Source organism: Novosphingobium sp. fls2-241-R2A-195, assembly GCF_030209485.1.
Lineage (GTDB): Bacteria > Pseudomonadota > Alphaproteobacteria > Sphingomonadales > Sphingomonadaceae > Novosphingobium > Novosphingobium resinovorum.
On record NZ_JARVRY010000004.1, the window covers coordinates 348,981 to 369,413 of the forward strand.

A 20,433-nucleotide genomic window follows, 5' to 3' on the forward strand; every position below is an offset into this window, starting at 1 on the left:
GTCCTTCCGGATTTCACTTGAGAAACTCCCGTCAAGACATTGCCAGTGCTTCGAAACTCGTCTTCAGCGGTTTCTCGAACAGACACTCAGAAAGCCCGAACCACAGCCATCGACACGATCACCCCTTGCTTTTGGTTCCTTTCCTCGCTTCCGGTGTAGGCACCCGCACGGCTCGGTGAATAGAAGCGGCGCCACCGGGAACTATCCTGCCCGTTGATCGCCTTGGCCGTGAGCGTCGTCTTGAACCCGGCCAGCGCCGTGGTCTCGATATAGCCACCCCAGCGCGCATGGCTCCGCGCGCGCAGGACTTCGCCGGTGTAGAAGACGTCGGCTTCTTCGGGCGCGGTCCAGTTGACACCCCATGACGACTTGAGGGCCGGCACGTCATGGCGGAACTCGGCAGTCACGCTCTGCCCGGCAATGTCGTCCATCGCCCGGTGCTTGCCGGTTATCGGATCGCTCAGCCGCGAACCACGCCAGGTGCCGTCAAGGGTCAGCCGCGCACCGCGCAGCACCGCGTCGAGAGGCAATGTCCCCTGCACGCTCACACCCCATTGCCGCGCATCGCCGATGGTGCCGAGCGCCTGGTCCCCGCTATCGAGAACAAGATAGCCGAGCAATCCGGTGTGCCACTGGTGGTAGGCCTCCACCGCGATCGCCCCGCCCTTGCCCCAGCGGTGGTCGAGGCGGGCCAGGGCGCGCGTCACACGGGCGGGCCGCAGCCCCGAATTGCCGCCCAGCGGCCGCCCGTCGGCCTGGTTGACCGAAGCCGCGAAGTCGGCGAAATCGAGCTGGTCGACGGTCCTGCGCACCCCGAGCCGCAGCTGCGTGCTCCCCGACGGCGACCACACCAGTGCCGCCGAAGGCTTGAGGTAAGACAGGCTCTGCTCCTGCGCCGCCTCGCCCGAAACGCGGATGCGCGAGAATTCCACCGCCATGCCCGCCTCCAGCGCAAGCCTGGGGGCGAACTTCACGGTGATGTTGGCGAACGCCTCGCCACGCAGTTCCGAAACCCGGGTATCGGCATTGGCGAGCGCCACGGGCATAAGGCCGGAGCCGGTATCCTCGGCGTAGTCGAGCAGGCTCGACAGACGATTGTAGGCCACCTCGCCGCCGAACTCCGGCCGCACCGAATGGTCGCCTTCGCGCGTCACCGTCGCGCGGGCGACGAACTCGCTCGGCGTCTCCCGCTGGGAGGAAAGGCCGCGATAATCGGCCTCGACATAGTCTTCGTCAGTGACGTAGCGCTCTACCCGGCCGAGACCGACCAACTTCGCGGTCCAGCCAGATCCCAGCCGCCGCGTCCAGTCGAGACCAAGCTCACCGCTGCGCCCGTTCTCGTCATAGGCGATGTCGCGGCGGCCATCCGGCGAGCCGTTCGCAGCACCCTTGAAGATGTCGATGCCCCGGGCAGACGAATAGCCGTCCTTGTTGAGCCGCAGGTTCACAGTCAACGTTCCGCCCGCGACCGCCCCCGAAGTGCTGAGCGCCAGACCGTACTCGGGGGCCTTGGCGCGGATGTGTTCACGCCGGGTGGAGGTCAGCGTCCCGGTCGCGTCGCGGTCGAGATACACGCCGTCGGTGGGATAGCGAGTGACCTCGCCTGACAATTCGATGCTGGTCTGCCAACCCGCGACGCGCCGCGCGAAGCTGACCCGGCCGGCGGGCGAGACAATACCATCAGCGGTGTGGGTCATCGTCAGCGCGGCGTTGCCCGATCCGCCCGCGTCGGTACGCAGGATCACGTTGGCGACCAACGTCTGGCCCTGCGCCTCGGCAGCGTCGGACCCACGCAGCAGTACCACCCGCTCGACACGCGATGCGGCGATGCGACGCAGAACTTCGGTGATGCCGCCTCCCTTCACGGTCGGCCTCTGGCCGTCGATGAGCACATTGCCTGCCGCATTGCCGAACCCGCGCACCGAAGTGCCCTCGCTCAGCAGGAAGCCGGGAGTGCGCTCCAGCATGTCGAGCGCGGTCTGTGGCTGGAACGGCTTGTAGAAGTCGGCCGGGTAGACCGGGTCGGGTCCGGCGGGGACGATGGCGGGCGGCTTTTCCTGTCCCTGCCGCCCGGTCGGGACCGATTCCTCGGTCGGAGAACTGGCGGCCGCGACTCCGGCAAGCATGAGCGAAAAGGCGTTCATCATGCCGGTGCCATCACCCATCCCAGAAGCGCGAGCGGCACGGACGCTCCGGCCAGCCACAAGCACGCGCGCAGCACGCTGTGGGCATGGAACACGGCCATGGAGATGACCGCGAAGACCGCGAAGCTCGCAAGCGTCGCCGCAGTCACTGCCTCCACCCGCGTCATGCCGAGGCGAGTCAGCAACAATGACGCGGCCACGGTGATTTGCGCCGTGAGGCCATAGGCGCCCAGGGTGCCGGCCAGAGTACGGACAGGTGTGCGAAAAGGCAGGCGCGCAAGCGCGCGCGTCGCCGCGGCAAGCCGCTGGCGACGCGCGACGCCGGTCGCGACGGGCGACGGGGGGACGGACTGACCCGCCGCGACGGTGTTCCTGGGCATTGGTGTTCCTTTCAGGCGAACAGGCGCAGAATGCGCTCGCGATTGGTCTGCGCGGCAAGCACCAGCATGGCGGCGAAGCTCAGCCAGCCGCACCAGGCGACGGTGCCATATGCCCAGCCGTGGCCCAGCCCCGCCGCCCCGAAAGCGAGCGCCAGCGCAGCGAACCCGCTCCAGCGCAGCACCCGGGACGTGCGCGGCGCCAGCTTGCGCTTCAGCCAGTCCTGCTGGTGGCGCGCCATCGCCAGGAGCAGTAGTGCGAAGCCCGCAAGCGCAGGCATGGCAATCACGAGATGGGTCATGCGGTCGCTTCCTTCTGCATGCGCTGGCGGCGCGCCGGAGCCGCCTTGGGCCGGTGACGCAGGACTTTCCACGAGGTCCAGCCAAAGCCTGCCGCGAGCGCCGACATGGCCAGGTCGAACCCGACGAAAGCCCAGTCGCCCCGCCACAAGCTGCCACCCAGCCCGCGTGTGGTCGTCAGTGCATTGACCAAGGGAACCAGCGCGAAGACGACGGCACATGCGCCGAGCGCCTCGACCCAGGCGCGCTTGGCGGGCCGCGCCAGCGTCCAGACGAAGATCGCGCCCCAGGCGATGAACAGGCCGTTCACCTCCCACTCGGCACGCCCCGCAAGTGCAACCGGAAGCAGGCGATTGGCCAGAAAGTAGACGGCGATGCCGGCCGGTGCGCCTGCTATGAAGCCGATGTTCAGCCGCTCGACCAACCGGAACCCGAAATGCGGGCGCGCCGGGTCGGGCAGTTTGCCACGCCGTTTGACGCACCAGAGCGCAAGGCCCGTCCCCACCATCACGGTCCCACCAACGCCGGAGAGAAAGTAGAGCCAGCGCAGACCATATCCGGCGAACCAAGCGGTGTGGAGGTCGACCATGACCTCCTGCGTCTTTCGCGCACCGCCCGCAGGCCGCGCCGCGACCGGCAGTTCACCGCCCTGCGTCGCGCCGAGATGAACCGGATCGCGTCGTCCCTCGCTCCAGTCCGTGCGCTGGGGATAGACCTGCGCGGTCGCAGCGGCATCACCGGGATGGGCGATACTGATGTAGCTCGGCTGTCCGCCCTGCCACTTCGCCTGCGCGCGCTCGACCAGCCGTGCGAGCGGGACGGTCGGCGCAGGTTTGCCGCTCGCCTCGCTTTCCTCGGCGCGGGGAAAGGCTTCCGCATAGAAAGCCTCGCGGCTCGGATAGCTGACCGTGATCGCCCAGGGCATCAGCGTGAACAGAAGCGTGACGAGGCCGGTATAGGTGATCATCACATGGAACGGCAGGGCCAGCACGGCGGTAGCGTTGTGTGCGTCGAGCCAACTGCGCTGACCCTTGCCGAAACGCATCTGAAAGAAGTCGGTGAAGATCTTCTTGTGCGTGACGACACCGGAAAGGATCGCCACCAGCATCGCCAGCGCCGCCACGCTGACCAGCATTCGCGCCCACATCACCGGCAGGTAGTGCAAGTCGAAGTGGAAACGGTAGAGGAAGAACCCGCCACGCGTATCACGCAAGGCGAGTTCGCGCCCGCTCGCAGGATCGAGGGTGACTTCCTCGCCCCCGCGACGGCCTCGCCGCGCCTCTCCGGGCATCTGCCACGAGACCGTCAGCCCGCTGCCGCCACGGGCGGCCGGCAGCGATACGCTCCAGTTGTCCGCCCCGGCCCCGCGCTTGCGCAGGACGCGGTCGGCGGCCTCAAGGGCGCCCGCGGTGACGCGGCTCTGCGCGGGCAGCTCCGGGCGCATCCAGGCGTCGATCTCATGCTGGAAGAATGCGGCCGTCCCGAACACAAAGATGACATAGAGTACCCAGCCGGGCAGTAGCCCGACCCAGGTGTGCAGCCAGGCCATCGACTGGCGGAAACCCTGCTTCACGATGCTGCTCCCCCGACGACCGGCTTAAAAGCCGTACTTCACGGCGAAGGCCACGCTGCGCGGAATGCCTAGGGAATAGGACGTCGCCCAGTAATTCTCGGCTGTGATGTTCGCCGCGTTCAGGTCGAAGCGCACCGGGTGGCCATCCACCTCCGCCTTGTAATGCAGGCCGAGGTCGAAGATCGTATAGCCGTTCATCTTCTGCAGGTTAGCGCTGTCCTTGTACATCTTGCCGGCGTGGTAGACGCCGCCGCTGACAGAGAAGCCGGGCAGCGCGGGCACGCTATATTCGAGGTACATCTTGGCGAGAGTGCTGCTCACGCCGGTGGGCCATTTCCCCAGCAGCGATGCGGTGCTGGTCTTCGTCACCTTCAGGTCCATCAGCGTGCCGCCGACCATGACGTTGAGGTTGTGCGTCACGTGTCCGGTGGCGCTCAGTTCGATACCCTGGTGCACCTCGACGCCGTCCTGGGTGCGGGTGATCTTGCCGCCCACCTGCTCGTCGAAGGAATTGGCCTTCTCGATACGATAGAGCGCGCCGGTGATCAGCAGGGCATCGATCGGCGCGTACTTGGCGCCGATCTCATACTGCTTGGAGACGTAGGGCTTCATGATCTCGCCCGGGTTGTTGTAGAGCGTGGAATCGTCGGGGACCGTCGAGCCCTGCTCCAATCCTTCCATATAGGTGGCGTAAGTCGTCACCCGCGCGGACGGCTTGAAGATCAGCGACACCGTGGGTGTCCATGCGCTTTCGTCGTAACTGGAAGTCGTTGCGCCGGTGGCTCCGTATGCCTTGGCCTCCACGGTGCTGCGATTGGCCCCGACCATGGCGCCCAGATGATCGGTGAACTGGATATCGTCGCCGACGACGATGTTGGTATTGCGCGCCCAGCTCGACTTGTAGAGAGCGCCCCACGAATACGTGTCCAGCGCCGAGGGCATGGCCCAGTTGTTGAGACCATCAGGGTCGCTGAAGACGGGCGAGTCACCGCCGCTGACGGTGTTGGTGACGTGGCGCTTGACGCTCAGGATATCGCCCGAGGCGCCGACGGTCAGGCGATGCCTGATCCCGAACGTCGCGAACTCGCTGTCCAGGTAGGCATAAGCGCCCTGCGCGTAGTTATACGAAGGCGCACTGCGCGAGGTCCAGCCCAGTTGCCAGCCTGCCTCCCCGTTTCCGCCGTCCTCGACGTAGAGCGGATAGATGTTGATCGAATCCTGCTCGTCACGCTTGTAGAGATAGGCTGCGCGCAGGCTGAAGGTATCGTCGATCTTCCACTTGACGTTGGCGCCCAGACGATCGGTCTTGGTCTGCAGATAAGTCCAGGACGGGGTCCAGGTCTTGTCGTTGGCCAGCGGCTCGATCCAGTGGTCGAGCGAGGCGCGACTGGTATCGCCATAAGCGTAAAAGCGGGAATCGATGCCGTCGATGCGGTAGTAGGTGTGTGCGGCCTCGGCCTGCACCAGCAAATTCGGCGCGACGTTCCAGTCGAGCGCGCCGCTGACCATCGTGCGCGCGACGTTCTGGTTCTTCTTCGCCGTCTCGCCGTCCTGGATGGACATGTTGAGACGATAGGCAAAGGTGCCGCCGGCATCGATCTTGCCGCCCATGTCGACATGCGCGAACCACTGGGTGTTGCCATAATTTCCGACGCGCACGTCAAGCAGAGGCGCGTAAGTCGGCCGCTTGAGCACGTAGTTGGTCACGCCGCCCGGATTTCCCACGCCGTACAGGAAGCCCGACAGGCCGTTCATGATCTCGACATTGGCCAGTTCCTCCGTCGATATGCCGGTAAGGGTCGATGAGATGCGCAGACCATCGACGACGCCCTTCTGGGTCGAGAAGCCACGGATATTCACGTAGGGCGTTCCGTAGACGGTCGAGGGTGCCGAATTCTGGACCACCGGATTCATCTTGAAGATCTGGTCCATATCGCCCGCGATGACGCTCTCGATAAGGTCCTGCGACACCACGCTGATCGCGTAAGGCGTGTCGATCACCAGCTTGTTGCCCCAGGGGCCGGAGCCGGAAATCGCATCGATCTTTTCGTTGTGGCCGGTGACGAGGATTGTGTCGTCGCGACGTCCGGCCTCGCTCTCCTCTTCGGCGGCCACGCTGCCGACTCCATAGGCGGCGGGCGTCAACTCCAGCCTCAGCGGATCAAGGGTCATCGCCCCTCGTGTCGCGCGCGCGATAGTTAGCGCGCCTTCGCTTGACGAACGTGCGGCAAGGCCCGTGCCCGAAAGCAGGCGCGAAATGGCATCCCGGGGCGCGAAGCTTCCGCGCAGACCACCGGTTCGCAACCCCTGGGTCAGTGATGCTTCGTAAGTCAGTTGCACGCCGCTCTGTTCGGCAAAGCTGTTAAGCGCGTCGGACAGCGCACCGGCGGGGATATCGTAGGCGCGCAAAGTGCCCTCATCCTGCGCCATCGCCAGTCCGGGCAGCGCGGCGCAACCGCCGATCACCGTCCCTGCCATCAAAGCACAAGCCATGACCCGGCCGCGCTCGAACTTTATCGTCATCGAAACTTTCCCCACCTGGAATTCCATGCGTCCAGCATTGATGCTGCGACGCAATCGCAAAACCAAGACGCAGTCCGATCCCGAAACACGACCTTGCGGTGAGAATTTTTTATCGGCGCAGGATGATGAAGCGATCGGACAGCCGCACGGAGCGCAGCCCGTGGCTTTTCTCGATGCTGTCGATCGCAGCAAGTGGATGATCGAGATCGTAGACTCCGCTCACCCGCATGGCGGCCGCCGCACCGGCGACGGTGACGAAGCCGTGCCGATAGCGCCCGATCTCGGCCACCACTTCCCCGAGCGGGCGATCGACCACCATCAGTCGCCCACGCGTCCAGGCTATCGCCTCGCCCCGCGCGGGAAACGGCCCGGTCAATGTCGAATGCGTAAAGTCGGCGCCCTGACCTTCACCGACGACGGCGGCACGTCCCCCGCCCTCGACCCGGACGCTGTGTTTCGTCACGGTCACCGTGGCCCGCCCACCCTCGTCGCGCACGGCAAAGGCGGTGCCGAGAGCAGTGACGCTGCCGCCCTCCGCCTCGACGACAAAGGGGCGCGCGGGATCGGGCGCGACCTCGAACAAAGCCGCCCCCGCCAGCAGGCGCACACCCCGACGGCCTTTCGCGAAGTCGAGCGCGATCGCCGAGCCGCTGTCGAGTTGCACCACCGATCCGTCGGAAAGGGCGACATTGCGCCGCTCACCGATGCCGGTGATCTGGTCCGCGCGCAGCCGTGTCGGCCAGTCCTGCACACCGCCCAGAACGACGATCGCCAATGCGGCAGCGATCCCACCCATTGCCCCGCGCATGCCCCAGCCCCGGCGGAGCAGCCCGAGACGGCGGTTCGGATGACAGTTCGAACGGCTGCGAGTGGTGGTAGAGACCGGCCGCGTCCGGGGTAATTCCGGAATGGCCTGCAGGCCAGCCACCGCGTCTTCCTGCTCGTCCATCAGGCCCCAGATCTTCTCCAGCCGGGCCAGCGCTGCGCGGTGATCGGGGTCCGACTGCCAGAGCGCGAAGTCACGCTCTTCCTCGGGGCTCATCGCCTTCCCGTCACGCCGGACAATCCATGCGGCGGCCGCTTCGGCTATTTCGGGTAGAATGGGCTGTCTCATCGTCATGGCCACTGCTCCATCCCCACCGGGATCGCCCGCGAACCGCGCGAGGCGGCTGCCGTCAAAGGCCAAGACGCAAAGGGGCACCAAAACACGACCTCGTACCTGGAATTTTCTGCCTGGTTTGTCATCGGGCCCATCATTCGACGTCGTCGATCTCGCCGAGCCGGGCCGCGAGGGCCAGGAGGGCGAGTCGCAAATGCTTCTCGACCGCGCCGCGCGTGATGCCGAGTCTTTCGGCGATCTCGGCCTGGTGCAAGCCCTCTATCTTGCGCAGCGCGAAGACCTCGCGGCATCGGGGTGGCAGGCTCTCCACCAGTTCGAGCAGCAATCGCAACCGGTCACACCCCAGCACCGTGCGTTCGGCCGAAGGAGCGTCATCGGCGATGAGGTCGCCAAGATCCTCCTCGACCGTCCAGGCGGCCCACTTGCCTCTTTCCCGCGCTCCATCGATCACCAGATTGCGCGCGATCCGGTAGAGGAAAGCGCGCACGTTGCTCACTTTGCCCTCGCGCAACGCGGGGATCGCCCGCGCCCAGGTTTCCTGGACGATATCAGCGGCCAGAGGGTTGGAACCGACCAGCGAGCGCACGTAGGCGCTTAGCGGATCGTGATGATGCGCCACCAACGCCGCGTCGCGGGCGCTCATCGCGATGCCATCCGTGCCGACACCAGGAACTCGACCGGGAGGGTGATTTCCAACTCGTCCGGCAATCCTTCCGGAATCGCGGGAAACGGAGCGGCGCGGCGAACGACGTCCAGCGCGGCGCGATCGAGGGTGCGCGAGCCGGCGGAGCGTGCCACCGATGCATCGAGCAGGCGCCCACTGCGTTCGATCCGGAACAGCACCACACCGGCACCCGAAGCACCGTCCCGTCCACGGGCGCGCTGCGCCTCGAGCCGCGCCATCACGGCGCGCCGGTAACCCTGCGTGGTCAACGCCAGCGCGTCGATGCGCCCGCCCTCCGCCGGTGCTGGCATTTCGGCGACGGTTTCGATCGCGATCGGAGTCGGCGGCGCCAGCATGATCGCGGGAGCCGGGCTACTCTTCACCGGAACCGGTTCCGGCCGCGGCTTGGATGCCCGCGTACCGGGATCGGGACGGCGGCGCGGCTCGTCTACGGGACGGGGAAGAATGGTCACACTGATCAAGCGCGTCCCGCCAGTCCGGTCCGGCGCCCCCGGCCAGCCCAGCATCACCACCGCGCCAACCGCCAGATGCACCAGCAAGGTTGCTCCGACACCGAGCATGCGCAGCGGCCGGCCGCCGCCCAAACGATAGCCGCCCGGCAGCCGCTGCTGCACCGGCGCTTCGCTCGATGTCACCAGCGACACCGATGCGTGCGCCATCGGGACGGACGAGGCGGACATGGCCTCGCCACTACACTAATGCGAGTGAGTTGCAATATGCGCCACTCGTCAGCGAGGCTCTCGCATCGGACATAAAATGTTTCGATTATATTGCGCTTGCGACGCAATCGCATTAGAGGCCCGCCGCGCATCGGGAGTCGGGGGGCTCATCATCCGGTGCCGATCAGGGGAATAATAATGTCCTTCAAAAATCCGATCCCGGCCCGTCAGCGCGTGGCTTCGCTGCTCGTCATCGGCATGCTGACTACGACCACCGCCCATGCCGAGGAATCGGCCGAAAACCCCGACCCCGACGCTATCGTCGTGACCGGACAGACCGAGACCACCGGCCTCAGCCTTTCATCGCGCGAGACACCGCAGTCGGTCACCGTGCTCGACAGCGTCCGGATGGAGGAACAGGGTCTTTACGACATTTCCGAGGTGATGGAGCAGGTCGTCGGCATCCAGTCGAACCGCTCCAGCGCGCTCGGCACCGACGGCACCAACTACACCGCGCGCGGCTTCGCTGTGGAGAACTACCTCGTCGACGGCGTCGCGCGGCCGACGGGGCTCTATGGCTTCAGCGAAGATACCGCCGACATGATCGCCTATGACCGGATCGAGGTGCTCCGTGGCTCGGCAGGCATGATGACCGGCACCGGTGAGCCCTCGGCCGCGATCAACATGATCCGCAAGCGCCCGCGCACGGAAATTCGCGCAACGGCGGCAGCCACGGTCGGCTCCTGGGACATGTATCGCCTCGAAGCGGACCTCAGCACGCCGCTCACCTCGGACGGCAGAGTGCGTGCCCGCGTCGCGGGAGCCTGGCAGGACAACGATACCTTCATCGACCGCGAGCACGTCAAGCGCCAGGCGCTCTACGGCGTGGTCGAAGCAGACCTGACGCCGGGTACGCTGCTCACCGCCGGGGTCGAGTATCAGAACTTCACCAACTCCGGAGCCTCGCGCGGGGGGATTCCGCTCTACTTCACCGACGGCACCGAGACCGATTTCGCGCGATCGACCAACGGCGGCGCCAAGTGGTCGCACTTCCGGCGCAAGAGCGTCAACATCTTCGCATCGCTCAAGCAGGATCTCGGCGAGCACTGGGAACTGCAGATCGACGGCGAGCATAAGTCCGGCTCCTACGATGAGACGATCGGCTATTTCTTCGGCAGCGCGATCAACAAGGACACCGGCCTGGGCGGCACGCTCTATTCCACCCGCTGGGCTTCGGACCTCACGCTCAACGCGGTCTACGCGAACCTGCGCGGCAGCTTCGAGGCGCTGGGGCAGGAGCAGCATATCGCCCTCACCCTCAACCACACCCAGTTCGACGACGACCAGACGCCCTACCCCGGCTGGTGGGACGGTCCCGAGTATATGAATACGTCCGTCAACGCCTTCGATCTGTTCGCTACCGGCGACGTGCCCAAGCCGGACCTCAGCCCCAGCGGCACCTTGTCCGGCAACCGCGTGCGAACCAGCGCGGCGGCAGGCGTGGCGCGGCTCAAGCCGATTGCGCCTCTCTCGATCGTCGTCGGCGGACGCTTCACCTGGTGGAAGCAGGAAAGCTATGCCGAGGACACTGCGGGCGCACGCACCTGGACCGCGGGCACGAATGAGAAGGGTGTGTTCACCCCTTACGCCGGCGCGGTGCTGGACATCACCAGGACCATTTCCGCCTATGTCAGCTACGCCAGCGTGTTCAAGCCGCAGACCTACCGTACCGTGGACGGGAACCTGCTCGGCCCGCTGGAGGGCAATACTTATGAAGCGGGCTTGAAGGCCGATTTCCTGGACGGCAAGCTGAGCGCCACCGCAGCGGTGTTCAAGATGCAGCAGGACAACTATGCCCTTGCCGATGGTTCCGGCATCTTCGCGCCGGACGGCAGCACTGCCTATCACGCCGTGTCGGGCCTGAGGTCCTCCGGCTTCGAAGTGGAAGTGAACGGTGAAATCCTGCCGGGCTGGCGCGTCGCGGGCGGCTTCGCCAATGCCCGCGCAGAGGATCGCGACGGCGCACGCCAGATGCCGCAGATCGCCAAGAACAGCTTCAAGATGTTCACCGCCTACAACCTGAGCGGAAAACTGGAAGGCCTGACGCTGGGCGGTAACCTCCGCTGGCAGGGCAAGGCCCGGACGGAATACGCCGGGCCTACGGGCGAATACTATACCCAAGGCAGTCTGGCGATCGTCGACCTCATGGCGAACTACCGCTTCTCGCCCAGACTTTCGCTGGCCGTCCATGTCGATAACGTCCTCGACAAGACCTACTACTCAGGCCTCTATGTCGGCAGTGCGCGCTACGGATCGCCCCGAGCCTTCAGCGTGACGCTGCGGGGCACACTGTAACTCCCCCTCGGAGTCCTGATCGATTGCGAAACGGCTGCTTCCTCAGGGAAGCAGCCGTAACCCGGTTCGCGCCGACAGACGGCCCTGACGGGATCACAGGGAATAGTTCAATCCGACAAGCAGACTGTGCGTGCGAAAAGACCCTTCGATCGCATTGGCGGTGGTCGTCTGCAGGAACACATCCGACACGTTGAGATAGCGATAGCGCAGCGTCGCATCGAGCCGGTCCGACAAGGCATAGCGCGCGCCGACCACGGCCTGCCAGGCGAAGCGCACCTTGTTCTCGTAGGCGAAGGTACTGCTCTCATCCGCCTCCAGCTTCCAGCGGTACTGGTTGACCCGCGCCACGCCGATGCCGCCGCCTGCCTCCAGCGACCAGCGCGAGCCGGTGGCGATGTCGGCCAGACCGTTGAGCAGGATCGACTGAATGCGGGTGGTGCCGGAAGGATCGTCGTAAATCCCGGCAGTGCGGGAAACCGGATCGACCGCGATGCGCGTCGAATTCAGCGCAACCCGGTCGAGATCGAACTGCTGGCGCGCCAGTTCGAGTTCGGTGCGCAGGAAGCCGAAATCGTAGCCCAGCCTCCCGGCGAGTTCCCATCCGGTCTTGTACGAGGTCTTCAGGCCACCACGATCCACACCCAGCGTGGGGTTCACGCGGGCGCGGATGTCGAAGCTGCCATCGTTGATCTTCGTGCCGCCCGCCGCCGCGCCGATGTAGAAGCCTCCCGTTCCGGAGCCTTCACTCCACCCGGTATCGTCCCGCTCGATCGGGCCGGTGGAGACAGTCAGGTTCAGGCTGAACGTGCGCGGTGCACCCGCCGACAGCGAGACGCCGCCCGAACCCGGCACCCAATACTGCTCGTTGGTGATGTTCTGGACGTTGCCCGAAACCGTGATCGAACGTCCCTCGATCGGCAGGTTATAGGAAATACCCGCATCGCCGACGGTCACCGGCTTGTAGATGAAGGTATTCGTCACCTGCCCGTAAGCCTTGCCCGAATAGCGCACGCCGCCGAACGCCGAGAAGCCGGGCAGGAACGCGGGCGAATACTCGACAAAGCCCGAGGTCTGGAACGCGGTAGCGCCCGGCACCTTCTTGCCGACCAGCGCCGCGCTCGAAGCCTTGGTCTGCACTGCATCGAGATAGGCGGCGCCGAACTTCAGCAGCACTTCGGGCGTCGCCTGCCAGTGCGCATCGAACTCGATGCCCTGGAACCGCCGCTCGCCGTCGCGCACCCAGTAGCTTTCGATGTTGAGGAACTCGGACGGCACCTTGGTGCGGAACGCCGCGAGCGTCGCGCCCCAGGTGCCGCGATCGACCTTGATGCCCGCCTCGTACTGCGTGCTCTTGATCGGGCCGAAGCTCTCGCCATAGTTCAGCGCGTTGGCCGGGGCCTGCGTCCCGCGCTGCAGCGCCTGCACGTAGGAAACATAAGCCCGGACGCCATGTGCTACGTCGTAGCTGAGCGCGGCGACGGGAGTGAAGCTGTTCTCGCGGTAGTTCGTATCTGCCAGCACCGGCTCGTAATTGCGCTCGGTATAGAAGGTGTAGCGGCCGCCCAGCATCAGTTCGGCATTGCCCAGCTTCAGCGTATCGCTGAGAAACAGGCCGCGCTGGCGGATTTCCTGATAGCGGAACCAGTCGGGCGGGCGCTGGAACTGGCGGCCCGTCACCACCTGCCCGTCGGCGCGGGTATAGGACACGAAGGCCCAGTCAGGCACGTTGTTCGCGTAGATGTTGCCGGTCAGGTTGAAGTCGTACGACACCGTTGGCACCCGCGTGGCCGTGTACGGATTGTAGTCGTAATCGTAATCGACATCCAAGTAATCGAACCCGGCGACCACGGCATGCTCGATCGCGCCGGTATGGAAAGTGCCGTCGATCGACAACTGCCCGACATGATACGTGAACTTGCGGTTCATCCCCAGCACGCCGACGCGATAATCGCCCGCATTGTTGGTGATCTGCGCGGTATTGCCGGTGAACCGCTCGTCCAGCGCCGAATAGCGCAGCGCAGCGGAAATCTTCCAGTCAGGCGCGATCTGGTAGTTCAGGCGGCCGGTCACCTGATTGATGTCGTTGAACTTGTGCGTCGACTTCGAGGCGAGGTTGAAGTCCGCCCCGCTCATCGTCGCCAGCGAGGTGACGCCGGTGGTGAAGCTGACAGTGTTGGACTGCCCCGCCTGCCATGTGCGTTGATAGTACCCGTCGACACTCCACGTCAGGTCGGGGGTGATCTCGCCCTCCAGCCACAACTGCGCGAACGTATTCTTGTTGTAGGCGCCGTTGTAGAGCGTGCCCTGCTCCTCCACCGCGTTGAGGCGGAAGGCAGTGGAACCGGTCTCGGTCAGCGGCCCGCCGATATCGACGTGCGCGCGCCAGATGCTGGAACTGCGCAAGGAGAACCCGGCGGTGGCGACCAGTTCGTCGGTCGGCTTCTTCGAGATGAAGTTCACCACGCCCGAAGGCGAGGCATAGCCGTAGACGAAACCGCCCGCGCCCTTCAGCACCTGGATCTGATCGACCGCCTCGATCGGGTGGTCCTGGAACCAGTAGGGGAAGGCCAGACCATCGTACTTGTAGCCGTTGGTCAGATCGACTGCCTGCCCGCGAATGCTGAAGGTATTGCCCGAAGCCAGCCCCGAATTGTTGGAGCGCACCGAAGGATCGTAATTGAACGCGGCGTCGATCGTCGTCGCGGCGATGCGGTTGATCTGGTCGGTATCGGCAGCGGAGACCGAAAACGGCGTCTCCAGAATGGTACGCGTGCCGAGCGGCCCGGCCTCCACCACTTCGCGCGAGCGCGTCCCTTCGACGAGGATTTCCGCCGCCGCATCGCTGCTGTCCGCGCCTTCCGCTTCGTCTGCCGCGAAGGCCGGCGTCGCCGTCCCCCCTACCGCCAGTGCGAGCATGAAGCCCAGAGCCTGCCTGCTGCTGCCCGATCCCAAGGCATGGCCCTTATGGCGTGCCGATTTGCGCATTGTTCACCCCTGTATATGCGTCGGGCGCACCGCTCCGGCCCCCGGAACGGAAGCTGCGGGAGCGGCGAAATCCGGCCCGGCCTGTCGTTTTTCGAAAAAGGATATCCCCGAGGTCAGGGTGCATCCGGCGCGCACGCTGTCGCAGCGTGCAGGGCCTTTTCAGCGTGTCTCACCAGCATGGCATTCATATCGGCGTTTTGATGTCAAATAGCCGCCGAGGCCTGACCTGATGAGCGATGGGTATGGGCGGCCCGTCCATCAGACAAATTGGAAGTCGCAAGGCTCGCTTGAGAATTGGTCATACTGATCGCGTCCGTTTAGCGCCGCGAATAACGCTATGGGAAACCCTCGTTATTCGCGAGTGACCGCGTCGATTACGCTCCGCCCATCATCATCGACGAACGGGTACAATCTCATGAGCGAACGGCAGCTTCATCTTGGCGCGATACTTACGGGCGTGGGCAATGACCAGTACAACTGGCGCCATCCCGACGTGCCGGGCGATGCCAGCGTCGACATCGACTGGTACATCACCAATGCGAAACTCGCCGAGGACGCCAAGTTCGACCTGGTGTTCATCGTCGATTCCCCGTTCATCACGCCGGACACCTCGCCGCACTTCCTCAACCGGCTGGAGCCGCTGACGCTGCTTTCCGCCGTCGCCGGGCACACCTCGCGCATCGGCCTCGTCGGCACGCTGACGACGAGCTACTGGGAGCCCTACAACGTGGCGCGCCAGTTCGGCTCGCTCGACCACATCAGCCGGGGCCGTGCGGGCTGGAACGTGGTGACCACCGGCCTCGAAGGCGCCGCGCGCAACTACGGCCGCGAGGAGCACTTCGACCACGCCGTGCGCTACGAACGCGCGCAGGAATTCGTCGAGGTCGTGCAGGGCCTATGGGACAGCTACGAAGATGACGCCTTCCCGCGCGACAAGCAATCGGGCCTGTTCCTGCACAAGGACAAGCAGCACCGCCTCGACCACAAGGGCCGCCATTTCGCGGTGGCGGGGCCGCTGGCGCTCACCCGCTCGCGGCAGGGCCAGCCGGTGATCTTCCAGGCGGGCGACAGCGACGAAGGCCGCAACCTGGGCGCGCACATCGCCGAAGCCACGTTCGCCGCCTCCCCCGATTTCGCGTCGGGCCAGCAGTACTACGCCGACCTCAAGGCGCGCGCCGCCGCGCTCGGCCGCGATGCGGACGCGATCAAGGTGCTCCCCGGCCTGTTCCCGCTGATCGCCGAGACGGATGAGGAAGCCCACCGCATCGAGCGCGAGCGCGCGGAGAACCTCGATATCGACAAGCTGCTCGTCCAGCTCGGCCGCGCGTTCAACTACCACGATTTCAGCCAGTACGATCTGGACGCGCCGTTCCCCGATCTCACCGGCGTCACGCTCAACAGCTACAAGGGCGCGGCCGAGCGGATCATCCGCACCGCGCGCGAGGAGAAGCTGACCTTGCGGCAGGCAGCCCAGCGCGGCCAGAACCCGGGCGGCAAGGGCTTCGTCGGCTCGCCCGAGACGATCGCCGACGAGATCGAGCGCTGGTTCACCGGCCGCGCGGCGGACGGCTTCAACGTCGTCGTCGGCACCCCGGACGAGTTCGCGCTGTTCCGTGAGCGGGTCGTGCCGATCCTGCAGAGCCGGGGCCTGTTCCGCACCGAATACGCGCACGACACCCTGCGCGGCCACCTCGGCCTGCCGGTCCCGGAGCACCGCCACGCCGCGCCGTCGCTGGCCGTCGCCGCAGAGTGACGGCACGTACCTGACAAGCGCATCCATGCCGGGTCCTCATCCCGTGAACGCACCCCTCAATGCCTTGCGCGCATTCGAGGCGGTCGCGCGCCATCGCAGCTTCCTGCTGGCCGCGCGCGAACTCGGGGTGACGCCCTCCGCGGTCGGCCAGTTGGTCGCGCGGCTCGAAAGGGACCTCGGGCTGGACCTTTTCGCGAGGCCGCGCACCGGCCCCGGCGGGCTGTCTCTCACCCCGCCGGCAGCCGGTGCGCTGCCGCATCTTCAGGCCGCATTCGCCAGCCTGTCGCTGGCGGTGCGGCACATGGAAGGCGGCAGCGGGCCGATCAGAAGTCGACCGTCGCCGAAAGCCAGAGACGGCGGCCTTCCTGATTGATCGAGTAGGCGGGCGTGTAGACCGTCGCCACGCCGCTCTGGTACGGCACGTAGACCGCATAGTCGGTGTCGAGCACGTTGTAGACGGTCGCGGCAAGGCGGAAGGCCGGGGCGATCTGGTACGAGCCGCCAAGGTGGAACACCTCGTAGCTGCGGAAGTCGCCCACCGCCACCTGCTGCGCATTGGCGCCGCGATAGCGGCTGGAGCGCACCTCGGCCCGCGCCCAGAGGCTGGCGACGTCGCTGACCTTCCAGCGCAAGTTGCCGTTCAGCATGTGCTTGGGCATGCCGACCAGCGGGAGGCCCTTTTCCGACCCGCTGAGCTGCTCGGTCTCGGTATAAGTGTAGTTCAGCGCCAGAGTGAGCGCGGGTGTGAAGGCGAAGCGCGTCGCCACTTCGGCCCCGCGCGTGCGCGCCTTGTCGATGTTGATCGACTGGCCGAACAGGTCCACCGCCGGGAAGTTGCCGACGTCGAGGCAGCCCGGACGGTTGGGATTGCCCGCGAAGGAACAGTTCGGGATGCCCGGGCCGCTGGCGATCTTGTCGTCGAAGTCGTTGTTGAACAGCGTGACGTTGCCGCTGAAGAAGCCCTTGTCATCGAAGTAGATGCCCGCCTCGTAGGTGGTGCTCGTCTCCGGCGTCAGGCCCGGCGTGCCGATCAGCGGCACGCGGCCCTGGCTGCCGAAGCCGATGATGCCGCTGGCGATCTGTTCGACGCGCGGGGTCTTGAAGCCGCGGCTGACACCGCCCTTGAGGGTCAGCGCATCGGTCACGTTCCACACCGCATAGGCGCGCGGCGACCACTTGTTGCCGAACGTCGAGTGATCGTCGTAGCGCATGCCGCCGGTGACGTTGAAGCCGTCGACCACGGTCAGCGTGGCCTCGGCAAAACCGGCCCATTGGGTGAACTTGAACGGCTCGGGCGCGACGCCGTCGATCATGCGCGCTTTCCAGTACTGGCCGCCGACAGTGAAGGCGAGCGGTCCTGCCTTTCCGGCGAAGCGGCTGTCGATGATGTCGTTGCGCGCCTCCAGCGAACGGGCGCTGCCGGGCACCGCACCGGGGGTGCCGTTGGGGATCAGGCGGCCGATGGTCTCGGTGTCGTTGCGGGTCAGGGTGGTGTCGAGCTGGCCGAAATCACCCATCCGCCAGCTATGCGCGACGACGTAGTTGGTGCGGTTGAACTTCTGCTCGGGCGAGTAGCCGCCCGAACCCAGCGTGCCGAGCTGCCCCTCGGTGTTGTCGTAAGTCTGTTCGTTCCGGTCGAATTCCACCCACAGGTCATGATCGGCATGCGGCGTGATGCTGAGCCGCCCGCCATAGGTGTAGACATCCGAGCGGACCGGGTTGCGCCCCAGCGTCAGCGCCGGATCGCCGGGAATTGCGATGCTCGATCCTTCGCGGTGGAACACGCTGCCGCGCAGCGTCAGCCCGACGAGGTCCTTCACCACCGGCCCCTGTGCGAAGCCGTTGATCGACTGGATGTTGCCGAAGCGCTCATCCCCCTGGATCGTGGTTTCCGCCGTTGCGGTGCCGACCCAGCGGTTGCCGACCTTGCGCGTGATGATGTTGACGACGCCGCCCATCGCGTCCGACCCGTAAAGCGTGGACATCGGCCCGCGCACCACCTCGATCCGGTCGATGGCGGAATAAGGCGGCATGAAGCTGGTCGAAGTCTCGCCGAAGCCGTTGGGCGTGACGCCGCCCGGCGCGTTCTGGCGGCGGCCGTCGATCAGCACCAGCGTGTAGTCGCTGGGCATGCCGCGAATGGAGATGTTGAGGCCGCCGGTCTTGCCCGCCTCGCCGCCAACGTCGATGCCGGGGACGTCCTGCAGCGCCTCGGCCAGACTGCCGAAGCGCTTGTCCTGCAGATCGGCGCGGTCGATCACCGTGATGCTGGCGGGCGCCTCGATGATGTCCTGCGCATAGCCCGCCGCCGTGACCACGATCGGCGATCCGGTTTCGGCATCCGCCGCGTCGTCCGCACGGGCGGTCTGCGACCCGAGACACGCAAGCAGGACAAGGCTGCTCCCGGCAAGCTGACGATAACGATTACTGGCACGATTATTGGCACTGCGGGAAACGATGGACACGACTGAACCCCCTGCTGGTAATGCGACGTACTCGCATTAGCAGGGCCGGTTGATAAATTTGGCCGGGGTGTCAATCGCACGGCAGTCACGGCGCCGGTCGGGAAATGAAATATGACCTGCGAGCAACACCTTGTGAAATTAGATGCATATTCGTTGCGTCAATATTGCCGTTGAATTGCAGGACAGCGCCGCGAATAGTGTCGCAGAGCCATCTTCACCTCATTGTGCGAACAGCGCGCTGCGCCCTGCTGCTACCAACACGGTATCGGCCTGGGGCGAGTGAATCCGGCTGCACAATACGTCACGGTAATGCCTCTCGAGCGGGTTGTTACGGCTGATGCCCGGGTTGCCGGTCAGTTCCAGCCCCAGCGCCACCGCCTGGATCGCGTTCGCATTGGCGACATGCTTGATCAGGTTGGCCTCGGTGGCGGAGGGCAGCGCGCCTTCGTCGGCCGCCCGCGCCGCGCCTGCGATCAGGGCGCGGTTGGTGTAGAGCAGCGCCTCGATCTCGCCCAGCTTCTCCTGCACGCGCGGCAGGCTCGCCAGCGCAGCCCCGAGGTTCGCGGGCACGCGCGCGTTGAGATAGCCGACCAGCCAGTCCCGTGCGGCGCGGGCGACGCCGTCGTAGATCGTGGCGATCGCCAGCGCGTTCCACAGCGATTGGGCCGCAGCCTGGCCCGCCGACGCTTCCCACTCGGCCGGAAGCCGGACGTCGACTGCATGCTCGGCCGGGATCACCACGTCTTCGAACACGACCTTGTGGCTTACCGTGGCACGCATGCCGAGGTGGTCCCACTCGGGCACGATGGTGATGCCGGGCGTCGCCGGGTCCACGAGAAAGCTGCCGACGCGCGGGGCTGCCTCGTCGGTGCGTGCCCAGACGACGAACCAGTCGAGCCCGGTCGAGCCGGTGGAATAGATCTTCTCGCCGCTGATGCGCCAGCCTTGCGGGGTGCGGGTGGCGGTGGTCTTGGGCAGGCCGCCGCGTACCGGGGTGCCGAGTTCCGGCTCGACGCGGAACGTGCCGATCAGTCCGCGCCCCGCCACCGCCTCGCGCGCCAGTCGTTCGTAGAGAGGACGCGGCCAGCGGGCGGCCTTCTCGGCGGCGTGGAAGGCATAGGTCATGAACAGGATGAGCGCGGTGGACGGCTCCCCCTGCGCCACCGCGCCCAGCACCCGCAGCGTGTCGGCATAGCCCGCGCCCGCGCCGCCCAGCTTTGGATCGACCGTCAGTCCGATGAGGCCCGCCTCAGCCAGAATGTCGAAGTTGGCGCGCGGGAACGTGGCGGCGCGGTCGTGGTCCTGCGCGCTGGCTGCCAGCTTGCGGGTGATTTCCTGCAAGGCGGCGTCATCGGGAAGGCGCAGCGAAGCGGGTTCAAGTATACGGGTCGCCATCGTCGAAGCTCCGAAAGCACAAGTTGTCTTGTGAAACCTGTGTTCACTGCCGCCGCGTTCGACAAACGAGTTCGGCGCGATCTGGCTTGAGAGTTTGTG

At 65.8% G+C, this 20,433-nt stretch carries 14 protein-coding genes; 3 read left to right on the forward strand and 11 right to left on the reverse strand.

From position 1 onward, the window contains the following. Positions 1-86: 86 nt before the first annotated feature. From QRN25_RS04550 to QRN25_RS04585, 8 genes are all read right to left on the reverse strand, one after another. A complete protein-coding gene (locus tag QRN25_RS04550; RefSeq protein ID WP_285017693.1) occupies positions 87-2,147 on the reverse strand; it encodes a TonB-dependent receptor domain-containing protein in 2,061 nt (686 codons plus the stop codon). After that, positions 2,144-2,524, reverse strand: a complete 381-nt coding sequence (locus QRN25_RS04555; protein WP_285017695.1) for a hypothetical protein — start codon at positions 2,522-2,524, stop codon at positions 2,144-2,146. The genes QRN25_RS04550 and QRN25_RS04555 overlap by 4 nt, the downstream gene beginning before the upstream one ends. A gap of 11 nt (positions 2,525-2,535) precedes the next feature. After that, a complete protein-coding gene (locus QRN25_RS04560; RefSeq protein ID WP_271182177.1) occupies positions 2,536-2,823 on the reverse strand; it encodes a DUF3325 domain-containing protein in 288 nt (95 codons plus the stop codon). After that, on the reverse strand, positions 2,820-4,394 hold the full coding sequence (locus tag QRN25_RS04565) for a PepSY-associated TM helix domain-containing protein (RefSeq protein ID WP_285017696.1): 1,575 nt from the start codon (positions 4,392-4,394) through the stop codon (positions 2,820-2,822). The genes QRN25_RS04560 and QRN25_RS04565 overlap by 4 nt, the downstream gene beginning before the upstream one ends. A gap of 24 nt (positions 4,395-4,418) precedes the next feature. Beyond that, the gene (locus QRN25_RS04570; protein ID WP_285017697.1) at positions 4,419-6,917 is read right to left on the reverse strand and encodes a TonB-dependent siderophore receptor; all 2,499 of its coding nucleotides are present in this window, start codon (positions 6,915-6,917) and stop codon (positions 4,419-4,421) included. Positions 6,918-7,026: 109 nt separating this feature from the next. After that, complete coding sequence (locus QRN25_RS04575) at positions 7,027-8,037, reverse strand: FecR family protein (RefSeq protein ID WP_285017698.1); 1,011 nt, start codon at positions 8,035-8,037, stop codon at positions 7,027-7,029. A 133-nt stretch (positions 8,038-8,170) separates the two neighbouring features. Beyond that, complete coding sequence (locus QRN25_RS04580; RefSeq protein ID WP_271182181.1) at positions 8,171-8,680, reverse strand: RNA polymerase sigma factor; 510 nt, start codon at positions 8,678-8,680, stop codon at positions 8,171-8,173. Then, positions 8,677-9,402: an energy transducer TonB family protein gene (locus QRN25_RS04585; protein ID WP_285017699.1), complete on the reverse strand. Its 726-nt coding sequence runs from the start codon at positions 9,400-9,402 to the stop codon at positions 8,677-8,679. The genes QRN25_RS04580 and QRN25_RS04585 overlap by 4 nt, the downstream gene beginning before the upstream one ends. 177 nt (positions 9,403-9,579) lie before the next feature. Here QRN25_RS04585 and QRN25_RS04590 point away from each other — a divergent pair, with 177 nt between their 5' ends. Next, positions 9,580-11,736 (forward strand): TonB-dependent siderophore receptor, encoded by a 2,157-nt coding sequence (locus QRN25_RS04590; RefSeq protein ID WP_285017700.1) that lies wholly within the window; start codon positions 9,580-9,582, stop codon positions 11,734-11,736. A 93-nt stretch (positions 11,737-11,829) separates the two neighbouring features. On the opposite strand, the gene QRN25_RS04595 is transcribed toward QRN25_RS04590, so the two are convergent. Then, positions 11,830-14,721 (reverse strand): TonB-dependent siderophore receptor, encoded by a 2,892-nt coding sequence (locus QRN25_RS04595; protein ID WP_285017701.1) that lies wholly within the window; start codon positions 14,719-14,721, stop codon positions 11,830-11,832. 415 nt (positions 14,722-15,136) lie between these two features. Between QRN25_RS04595 and QRN25_RS04600 the strand changes: the two genes are divergently transcribed. Continuing rightward, the gene (locus QRN25_RS04600; protein WP_285017702.1) at positions 15,137-16,474 is read left to right on the forward strand and encodes an LLM class flavin-dependent oxidoreductase; all 1,338 of its coding nucleotides are present in this window, start codon (positions 15,137-15,139) and stop codon (positions 16,472-16,474) included. Positions 16,475-16,517: 43 nt separating this feature from the next. After that, positions 16,518-16,847 carry a LysR family transcriptional regulator gene (locus tag QRN25_RS04605; RefSeq protein WP_285017704.1) on the forward strand — a complete coding sequence of 110 codons (330 nt, stop codon included), beginning with the start codon at positions 16,518-16,520 and terminating at the stop codon, positions 16,845-16,847. Here QRN25_RS04605 and QRN25_RS04610 read toward each other — a convergent pair. Further along, positions 16,798-18,939 carry a TonB-dependent receptor domain-containing protein gene (locus tag QRN25_RS04610; protein ID WP_285017706.1) on the reverse strand — a complete coding sequence of 714 codons (2,142 nt, stop codon included), beginning with the start codon at positions 18,937-18,939 and terminating at the stop codon, positions 16,798-16,800. The genes QRN25_RS04605 and QRN25_RS04610 overlap by 50 nt on opposite strands. Positions 18,940-19,158: 219 nt before the next feature. Continuing rightward, entirely contained in the window at positions 19,159-20,334 is a 1,176-nt protein-coding gene (locus tag QRN25_RS04615; RefSeq protein ID WP_285017707.1) for an acyl-CoA dehydrogenase family protein, read from the reverse strand. Positions 20,335-20,433: the final 99 nt, after the last annotated feature.